Here is a 513-nt window from a genome sequence, read left to right as displayed (position 1 = left end):
TCGCCAGCACGTGCGCCACCGCCTCCTCCGGGTCGTGCAGCACGGCGCCCGGCTCGCGGCGGGGCACGAGCTGGCCGTCGTCCTGATAGGCGCGGTCGGCGAACACCTCGCGCAGCACCGGCTGGCCCAGCGCCAGCGCCGCGCGCTCCAGCGCCGAGCACGCCGGCGCCAGTAGCGGCAGCGTGGGATCGTAGGCCCGCACCGCCTGCACCACGGTGCGCGCCAGCGCCTCGTCGGCGCAGGCCATGTTGTTGAGCGCGCCGTGCGGCTTGACGTGCGCGAGCCGCACCCCCTCGGCGCGGCCCACGCCGGCCAGCGCGCCAATTTGATAAATCAGCAGCGCCTGCAGCTCCTCGGACTCCATCTCCATGCGCCGGCGGCCGAAGCCCTGCAGATCCGGAAAGCTCGGGTGCGCGCCGATGGCCACGCCGCGCTCGCGCGCGCGGCGCACGGTGCGGCGCATCACCAGCGGGTCGCCGGCGTGGAAGCCGCAGGCGACGTTGGCCCGTCCGA

1 protein-coding gene is annotated in these 513 nt (G+C 75.6%); it reads right to left on the bottom strand.

All coding sequences use genetic code 11. The annotated features are described in order from the left end of the window. The coding region (locus ACK4TH_RS13310; protein ID WP_409627115.1) for a 5-oxoprolinase subunit PxpA at nt 1-513 on the bottom strand (513 nt) is incomplete at both ends.

The sequence above is a fragment of the Tepidimonas sp. genome (genome assembly GCF_046292505.1).
Lineage (GTDB): Bacteria > Pseudomonadota > Gammaproteobacteria > Burkholderiales > Burkholderiaceae_C > Tepidimonas.
Note: the sequence above shows the minus strand (reverse complement) of the source record. Positions and strands in the feature narration are given on the sequence as shown.